7 protein-coding genes and 2 pseudogenes are annotated in these 8,257 nt (G+C 73.3%); 4 read left to right on the top strand and 5 right to left on the bottom strand.

The features are described from left to right. Positions 1-96 precede the first annotated feature (96 nt). The 4 genes and pseudogenes from AB0M39_RS40515 to AB0M39_RS40530 form a co-directional block, all read left to right on the top strand. Positions 97-678, top strand: a pseudogene (locus tag AB0M39_RS40515) (ADP-ribosylglycohydrolase family protein); the annotation flags it as partial. Next, positions 675-1,562, top strand: a complete 888-nt coding sequence (gene rbsK, locus AB0M39_RS40520; protein WP_365373777.1) for a ribokinase — start codon at positions 675-677, stop codon at positions 1,560-1,562. The pseudogene AB0M39_RS40515 and the gene rbsK, both read left to right, overlap by 4 nt. Beyond that, positions 1,559-2,749, top strand: coding sequence for a CoA transferase (locus AB0M39_RS40525; RefSeq protein ID WP_365373780.1), 1,191 nt, complete (start codon positions 1,559-1,561; stop codon positions 2,747-2,749). Before rbsK ends, AB0M39_RS40525 begins: the two co-directional genes overlap by 4 nt. Continuing rightward, positions 2,746-3,546 carry an aldolase/citrate lyase family protein gene (locus AB0M39_RS40530; RefSeq protein ID WP_365373782.1) on the top strand — a complete coding sequence of 267 codons (801 nt, stop codon included), beginning with the start codon at positions 2,746-2,748 and terminating at the stop codon, positions 3,544-3,546. Before AB0M39_RS40525 ends, AB0M39_RS40530 begins: the two co-directional genes overlap by 4 nt. Positions 3,547-3,644: 98 nt before the next feature. Here AB0M39_RS40530 and lgt read toward each other — a convergent pair whose 3' ends face one another. From lgt to AB0M39_RS40555, 5 genes and pseudogenes are all read right to left on the bottom strand, one after another. Further along, entirely contained in the window at positions 3,645-4,616 is a 972-nt protein-coding gene (lgt, locus tag AB0M39_RS40535) for a prolipoprotein diacylglyceryl transferase (RefSeq protein WP_365373785.1), read from the bottom strand. A 75-nt stretch (positions 4,617-4,691) separates the two neighbouring features. Continuing rightward, a complete protein-coding gene (locus tag AB0M39_RS40540) occupies positions 4,692-5,531 on the bottom strand; it encodes a thioredoxin domain-containing protein (protein ID WP_365373787.1) in 840 nt (279 codons plus the stop codon). A gap of 63 nt (positions 5,532-5,594) precedes the next feature. Beyond that, entirely contained in the window at positions 5,595-6,410 is an 816-nt protein-coding gene (gene trpA, locus AB0M39_RS40545) for a tryptophan synthase subunit alpha (protein WP_365373789.1), read from the bottom strand. Beyond that, on the bottom strand, positions 6,407-7,702 hold the full coding sequence (gene trpB, locus AB0M39_RS40550; protein WP_365373792.1) for a tryptophan synthase subunit beta: 1,296 nt from the start codon (positions 7,700-7,702) through the stop codon (positions 6,407-6,409). The genes trpA and trpB overlap by 4 nt, the downstream gene beginning before the upstream one ends. Before the next feature lie 405 nt (positions 7,703-8,107). After that, positions 8,108-8,257: pseudogene (locus AB0M39_RS40555) on the bottom strand (tryptophan synthase subunit(beta)); the annotation flags it as partial.

An 8,257-nucleotide genomic window follows, 5' to 3' on the forward strand; every position in this document is an offset into this window, starting at 1 on the left:
CTGGAAAGTGGACGAGCGCGATGCGGTGACTCTCCCCGGCTACTCGGGCACAGTGGATCTCCACTACGCGAAGCCCGTGAAGTAGCCCCCGGGAGACACGGCTGGACCAACCCCGGCGACCCCGCGGCGGCCGCCCGGCAGGCCCACCGCGACGCGGTCCTGACCCACACCGCCAACGGCGTGTACAGCGCGATGTTCACGGCCGGCGCCGTCGCCGCGGCGGCGGGCGGCGGCGCCGACGTCCACGGCGCGGTCGCCGCCGGCCTCTCCGTCGTCCCGCCCAGGTCCCGGCTGGCCGCCGCCGTGCGCCTCGGCGTGGAGACGGCCCACGCGCACCGGGACTTCGACGACGTCGTCGACCGGCTCCACGCGGCGTACGGCTCGTACCACTGGGTCCACGCCGTGCCCAACGCCGCTCTGCTGGCCGCCGCCCTCACCCACGCCGACGGCGACTTCGCAGGCTCCATCTGCCGCGCCGTCTCCGGCGGCTGGGACACCGACTCCAACGGCGCGACCGCCGGATCGCTCGCCGGGCTCCTCGCCGGCTCCCCCTCCGTACTCCCCGACCGCTGGACCGCCCCTCTCAAGAACCGTCTCGCCACCTCCGTCCGCGGCTTCGACGGCATCGGCTTCGACGCCCTCGCCCACCTCACCCACCAGGAGGCACTCCGCCCATGACAGCCATCGTGGTGCTCGGCAGCACCAACATGGACCTCGTCGCCTACGTCCCGCACGCCCCCAAGCGCGGAGAGACCGTCACCGGACGGGAGTTCCGCACGATCCCCGGCGGGAAGGGCGCGAACCAGGCCGTCGCCGCCGCCCGCGCCGGCGGCGACGTCGCGATGATCGGCGCGGTCGGCTCCGACGAGTTCGGCACACGGCTGCGCCGCACTCTCGTCTCCTCCGGCGTCGACACAGACCTCCTGCGCACCGCCGAGGGCCCCTCCGGCACCGCGCACATCGTCGTCGACGACGAAGGCGGCAACTCCATCGTCGTCGTCCCCGGCGCGAACGGGTCCGTCACCGCGCTCGCCCCCGGCGACGAGACCCTCATCGCCACCGCCGACACCCTCCTCCTCCAGCTCGAGCTCCCTCTCAGCGCCGTGCTGGAGGGCGCGGAGGCCGCCCGCCGCCACGGCGTGCGCACCGTCCTCACCCCCGCGCCCGCCCAGCCCCTGACGCCCGAGCTTCTCGCCGTCACCGATCTGCTGCTCCCCAACGAGCACGAGGCCGCCGCCCTCACCGGCATCGCGGATCCGCACGCCGCCGCCGAGGCCCTGCTCCGCCAGGTCCCCGAGACGGTGATCACCCTCGGGGCCGCGGGCAGCCTCTACGCCGCCCGGGGCGAAGCCCCCTTCACCGTCCCCGCCCGCCGGGTCGCCGCCGTGGACACCACCGCGGCCGGCGACACCTTCGCCGGCGCGCTGGCCGTCGCCCTCGGCGAGGGGCGGCCCGTCCCCGAGGCCCTCGCCTGGGCCTCGGCGGCCGCGGCCCTGTGCGTCCAGCGGGCCGGCGCCTCGACCTCCATGCCGTACCGCCCCGAGATCGACGAAGCCGCATGACCCGGCCGCCGCTGCACGGCCTCCGCGTCCTCGACCTCGCCACCCTCTTCGCCGGCCCCCTCGCCGCCACCATGCTCGGCGACTTCGGCGCGGAGGTCGTCAAGATCGAGCACCCCCGCAAGCCCGACCCCTCCCGCGGCCACGGCCCCGACAAGGACGGCGTCGGCCTGTGGTGGAAGCTCCTGGGCCGCAACAAGCGGGCCGTCACGCTCGATCTGTCCGTCCCCGCCGGGCGCGACACCCTGCTGCGCCTGGCCGCGACCGCCGACGTGGTCGTCGAGAACTTCCGCCCCGGCACCCTGGAGCGGTGGGGCCTGGGCTGGGACGCGCTCTCCGCCGCCAACCCCCGCCTCGTGCTCACCCGCGTGACCGGCTTCGGGCAGTTCGGTCCGTACTCCCACCGCCCCGGCTTCGGCACGCTCGCCGAGGCGATGAGCGGCTTCGCCGCCGTCACCGGCGAGCCCGAAGGACCGCCCACCCTGCCTCCCTTCGGCCTCGCCGACTCGATCGCCGCGCTCGCCACCGCCTACGCCGTGATGACCGCGCTCACCGCCCGCACCGCCACCGGCCGCGGTCAGGTCGTCGACATGGCGATCATCGAGCCGATCCTGACCGTGCTCGGCCCGCAGCCCCTCTGGTACGACCAGCTCGGGTACGTACAGCCGCGGACCGGCAACCGCTCGCGCAACAACGCCCCCCGCAACACCTACCGCACGGCCGACGGCTCCTGGCTGGCCGTCTCCACCTCCGCCCAGTCCATCGCCGAACGCGTCATGCGCCTGGTCGGCCGCCCCGATCTGATCGACGAGCCCTGGTTCTCCACCGGCAGCGGGCGCGCCGAGCACGCCGACGAACTCGACGACGCCGTCGGCGGCTGGATCGCCCGCCGCACCCGCGCCGAGGCCATGGCCGCCTTCGAGAAGGCCGAGGCGGCCATCGCACCGATCTACGACATCCGCGACGTCATGGACGATCCGCAGTACCAGGCGCTGGGGACGATCACCGAGGTCCCCGACCCCGAGCTCGGCGCCGTTCGTATGCAGAACGTCCTCTTCCGGCTCTCCGAGACCCCTGGCGCCATCCGCTGGGCGGGCCGCCCCCACGGCGCCGACACGGACGCGGTCCTGGCCGAGCTCGGCCTCTCCCCCGACGACATCACGGCTCTTCGCACCCAAGGCGCGCTATGAAGATCCCCCTCACCTGGCTGTACGCCCCCGGCGACCGCCCCGCCACCGTGCACAAGGCGCTCGCCTCCGACGCCGACATCGTGATCGTCGACCTGGAGGACGCGGTCTCCCCCGGCCGCAAGGAGTACGCGCGGGACGCCACCGCGGAACTCCTCTCCTCCCCCCAGCGGCTCCCCGTCCACGTCCGCATCGACACCCCCCATGACATCGAGGCCCTGGCGGGACTGCCGGGCCTGACGGCGCTGCGTGTCCCCAAGGTCGCATACGCCACTGACATCCAGCAGATCGCCGCCCGCCTCCCGGGCGTCCCCCTCTATCCGCTCCTGGAGTCGGCGCTCGCCGTGGAGCACGCGTACGCCATCGCCACCGCCCACCCGGCCATCGAGGGCATCGCCCTCGGCGAGGCCGATCTCCGCGCCGAGCTCGGTCTGCGCGGCGACACCGGTCTGGACTGGCCGCGCACCCGCACCGTGTTCGCCGCCCGCGCCGCCGGTCTCGGGCCGCCGGCCCAGTCGGTGTTCCCCGACATCTGCGACCTCGACGCGCTGGCCTCCTCCTGCGCGCACGGCCGGGACCTCGGCTTCCTGGGCCGGGCGGCCATCCACCCCCGCCAGCTCCCGGTCATCGAGCGGGCGTTCCTGCCCTCGGCCGAGGAGATCGAGGAGGCGGAGGAGATCGCCAAGGCGGCCGCCACGGACGCGGGCGCGCTCGCCCTGCCGAACGGCCGCTTCGTCGACGCGGCGATCGTGGCCGCGGCCCAGCGCACGCTCGCCCTCGCCCGCCGGGAGGCCACCTAGGCGCAAGGGCTCCCAGCGGGGCCTCTTCCAGCAGGGGGCCGGGCATGCGAAAGGGCCGCCGGAACCTCTCGGTCCCGGCGGCCCCTCGTCGTGTCCGATCAGCCCTTCTGGGCCGAGCCCGCGTCCGAGCTGGCGCCCGCGCCGTCGCCGGCGCCGGAGTCCTTCGCCGCGTCGGAGTCCTCGTCCGCGTCCGGCGCGCCGGCGTCCGCGTCCGCCGTGTCCTGCGGGTCCGCATCCGCCTTCGCCGTCAGCTCGGACCTGTCCGGCTCGACGACCGCCTCACGGCCCGGCCGCAGCCGCGCCGAGATCACGATGTACGCCACCGCCAGCGCGAAGACGACGATCGCGGTCCAGACGTTGAGCCGCAGGCCCAGGACCAGATGCGCCTCGTCGACCCGCATGTACTCGATCCAGGCTCGACCCACGCAGTACGCGGCGACGTACAGCGCGAACGCCCGGCCGTGTCCCAGCTTGAAGCGCCGGTCCGCCCAGATGACCAGCACGGCGACGCCGACGCACCACAGCGACTCGTACAGGAACGTCGGGTGGTACAGGCCCGCCTCGCGGTTGGTCCCCTCGGTGATCTTGAGGGCCCAGGGCAGGTCGGTCGGCTTGCCGTACAGCTCCTGGTTGAACCAGTTGCCCCAGCGGCCGATCGCCTGCGCGAAGGCGATGGCGGGGGCGAGGGCGTCGGCCCAGGCCGGCAGCGGGATGCCGCGGCGGCGACAGCCGATCCACGCGCCGACCGCGCCCAGCGCGATCGCGCCCCAGATCCCGAGGCCGCCTTCCCAGATCTTGAAGGCGTCGACCCAGTTCTCACCCTCGCTGAAGTACAGCTGGTAGTCGGTGATCACATGGTAGAGGCGTCCGCCGACGAGGCCGAAGGGCACGGCCCAGACGGCGATGTCGGCCACCGTGCCGGCCTTTCCGCCCCGGGCGACCCAGCGCTTGTTGCCGTACCAGACGGCCACGAAGACGCCGATGATGATGCAGAAGGCATAGCCGCGCAGCGGGAGCGGTCCGAGGTGGATCACTCCGGTCGACGGGCTGGGAATGTAGGCAAGGTCCATGGCAGGACCGACGCTACCTTGCCGGGTGGGACGTACCGCAACCCACCCGGCAACGTCTGGGTAACGAGCCGTGGTTCAGGAGGCGGACGCGGCCGGGCTCGGCGTCGGCCGCTCGGTGCCCGGCTTCTTGCCCTCGTTGGCCTCTTGGACCCACTTCTTGAAGTTGGCCGGGGAGATCCGCTCGGAGCCCTTCTGGGGGAAGATCGACTCGCCGTTGAGCAGCACGCTCGGCGTGCCGCTGAAGCCGCCGTTCTGGAACGCCGTGTTCGACTTCTGCACCCAGGCGTCGTGCCTGCCCTCCTGCACACAGCTGCGGAACGCGGGCGTGTCCAGCCCCTCGACCTTGGCCGCGAGCTCGATCAGCTTGGCGTTGTCGGCGAAGGCGTCGTCCGGCTCCGGCGGCTGGTTCATGTACAGCACATCGTGGTACGGGGCGAACTTCCCGACGTCCTGCGCGCACGCCGCCGCGTTGGCCGCGCGCAGCGAGCCCGTGCCGCCCATGTTCCCGTCGATGATCGTGGCGAGGTGGTACTCGACCTTGATCTGTCCGGACTCCTCCAGCTCCTGGATGGTGCCGCGGAAGGCGTTCTCGAACTGGGCGCAGGCCGGGCAGCGGAAGTCCTCCCACACCGTGAGCGTGGAGGGGGCGTCGCTCGCGCCCACGGGGATCGCGAGCTGGTCCTTGCCCTGCACTCCGGCGGGGGCGAGGAGCGGTCCCGAGTCGGCGCCCCCGTCGCCGTCCTTGCCGGCGTTGGCCGCGATCAGGCCGACCACGAGGGCCAGGCCCAGCACGCCCACGACCGCGGCGGACACGATCAGCGTCCGCCGCTGCTTCTCGCGCCTCTTCTGCAGCTCGCGCTCCTGCTGGAGCCGCTCGCGGGCGGACTTCTTTCGCTCTGGATTCTTCTCGCTCACGTCTCGCAAACGAACCGGGGAGGCACGTGCATGCCTCCCCGGTCCCATATCCACCCGTATGAGCTACGCGCCGCGGCGGACGCCCCGGGCGAGGTCGCCCGCCAGTTCGCGTACGGCGGCGATGCCCGCGGCCTCGTCGGGCGCGTCGAGCATGCGCTTGACGAAGGCCGATCCGACGATCACTCCGTCCGAGAAGGCGGCGACCTCCGCGGCCTGCTCGGGGTTGGAGACGCCGAGGCCCACGCAGACCGGCAGCGAGGTGGTGGCGCGGGTGCGCCGCACCAGGTCCTGGGCCTGCTCGCCGACGGACTCCCGGGTGCCGGTGACGCCCATCAGCGAGGCCGCGTAGACGAATCCGGAGCCGGCCGCGGTGATCGTGGCCAGTCGGGCGTCCTGGCTGCTCGGCGCGACGACGAAGACGGTCGCGAGACCGTGCTTCTCGGCGTGCTCGCGCCACTTCGCGGACTCCTGGACCGGCAGGTCCGGCAGGATGCAGCCGGCGCCGCCGGCGGCGGCCAGCTCCTCGGTGAACCGCTCGACGCCGTAGCGGTCGATCGGGTTCCAGTACGTCATGACCAGGACCGGCTTCCCGGTGGCCTCGAAGGCCTCGCGGACCGTGCGCATCACGTCCGCGATCTTGACTCCGCCGCGCAGGGCGATGTCGTCGGCGGTCTGGATGACGGGGCCGTCCAGGACCGGGTCGCTGTGCGGCAGCCCGACCTCGACGATGTCGGCGCCGCCGTCGAAGACGGCCTTGACCGCCTCGATGCCGCCGTCCACGGTCGGGAACCCGGCCGGGAGGTAGGCGATGAGAGCGGCGCGGTTGTCGGCCTTGGCCTTGGCCAGGGTGTCGTTGAGGAGCTGGATGCTGCCGCTCACTTGGTGTCCCTCCGGATCTCGCCCGCGCCGTCCTCGGCGGCGGCGTCGGCCTCGACGGGGGCCGCGTCGGTGTCGTACAGCCCGAAGTAGCGGGCGGCCGTGTCCATGTCCTTGTCGCCGCGCCCGGAGAGGTTGACGACGAGCAGCCCCTCGGGGCCCAGCTCCTTGCCGACCTCCAGCGCTCCGGCCAGCGCGTGCGCCGACTCGATCGCCGGAATGATCCCCTCCGTGCGCGAGAGGAGCCGCAGGGCCTGCATCGCGTCGTCGTCGGTCACGGCGCGGTACTCGCCGCGGCCGATGTCCTTGAGATACGAGTGCTCCGGGCCGATGCCCGGGTAGTCCAGTCCGGCCGAGATGGAGTACGGCTCGGTGATCTGGCCCTCCTCGTCCTGGAGGACGTAGGACCGCGATCCGTGCAGGATGCCGGGCTCGCCCGCGGTGAGCGTGGCGGCGTGCTCGCCGGACTCGATGCCGTGGCCGGCCGGCTCGCAGCCGATCAGGCGTACGCCGGCGTCCGGGATGAAGGCGTGGAAGAGGCCGATGGCGTTGGATCCGCCGCCGACGCAGGCGACGGCCGCGTCGGGGAGGCGTCCGGCGCGCTCCAGGATCTGGCGGCGGGCCTCGACGCCGATGACGCGGTGGAAGTCGCGGACCATGGCCGGGAAGGGGTGGGGGCCCGCGACCGTGCCGAAGAGGTAGTGCGTGCGGTCCACGTTGGCGACCCAGTCGCGGAACGCCTCGTTGATGGCGTCCTTGAGGGTGCGGCTGCCGGACTTCACCGGGACGACCTCGGCGCCGAGCATGCGCATCCGGGCGACGTTCAGCGCCTGGCGCTGGGTGTCGATCTCGCCCATGTAGATCGTGCACTCGAGGCCGAAGAGGGCGCAGGCGGTGGCGGTGGCCACGCCGTGCTGTCCCGCGCCGGTCTCGGCGATGACGCGGGTCTTGCCCATGCGCCTGGTGAGGAGCGCCTGCCCCAGCACATTGTTGATCTTGTGCGAGCCGGTGTGGTTGAGGTCCTCCCGCTTGAGGAAGACGCGCGCGCCGCCGGCGTGCTCGGCAAACCGGGGCACCTCGGTGAGGGCGCTGGGGCGGCCCGTGTAGTTGACCATGAGGTCGTTGAGCTCGGCGGCGAAGACGGGGTCGGCCTTGGCCTTGTCGTACTCGACGGCCACCTCGTCCACGGCGGCGACGAGCGCCTCGGGGATGAACTTGCCGCCGAAGTCGCCGAAGTAGCCCTCGGCGCTGGGGACGTGACCCTCGGGGTCCGGAATGAAGAAGTCGCTCGACATTGCGACGATTGCTCCTTGTCGGGGCTTGTGCCCCAGAAGTCTGGCTGTCAGTGGTCACCGTATGCGGATGCGGTGCGTCTCTGAGCGCTGCGCGCTGCACGAGGGCCGGGCGCGCAGGTGTGGGCCTTCGACCCGCGCGGCGGGGCCGCGGGCGTCGAGGACCTGTGCTCGCACAGCTGCTCGCACCGCGTCGGCGGGCAGGCGCCGTGCGCCCCACGCGCTCGGCGAGCAAGGGGTCGCACTCCGGGCGATCCCCGCGCAGACCGCGCATCTCGCCGTGGTCGAGCCGCCGCCGCGCCGGGGTGCGAGCACCTCGAGAGGCCGCGGCAGGGGACGCCTGTGTGCCTGTGCGCCTCCTCGTGAACGGACGCGGGACCGGGTCCCGCACCGCTCAGGGCGCGGCGCCTATGCGCAGTCGTGCACCGCGCTCGCGCGCCATCGCATGCCGTTGACCTGGCCGGGCTCGGAGCCTATGACGTAGCGGACTCGGCGGCCGTGGACGCGGCGGGCCGGGGCGCGGCAGCCGCGCGGCCGGCTCGCCCGGGGCTGCCGGCC

Source organism: Streptomyces sp. NPDC051907, assembly GCF_040681075.1.
Lineage (GTDB): Bacteria > Actinomycetota > Actinomycetes > Streptomycetales > Streptomycetaceae > Streptomyces.

Bases quoted from the DNA above. Each gene is read 5' to 3' on its own strand.
- rbsK (WP_365373777.1), top strand. From the start codon at position 675: ATGACAGCCATCGTGGTGCTCGGCAGCACCAACATGGACCTCGTCGCC.
- AB0M39_RS40525 (WP_365373780.1), top strand. From the start codon at position 1,559: ATGACCCGGCCGCCGCTGCACGGCCTCCGCGTCCTCGACCTCGCCACC.
- AB0M39_RS40530 (WP_365373782.1), top strand. From the start codon at position 2,746: ATGAAGATCCCCCTCACCTGGCTGTACGCCCCCGGCGACCGCCCCGCC.
- lgt (WP_365373785.1), bottom strand. From the start codon at position 4,616: ATGGACCTTGCCTACATTCCCAGCCCGTCGACCGGAGTGATCCACCTC.
- trpB (WP_365373792.1), bottom strand. From the start codon at position 7,702: ATGTCGAGCGACTTCTTCATTCCGGACCCCGAGGGTCACGTCCCCAGC.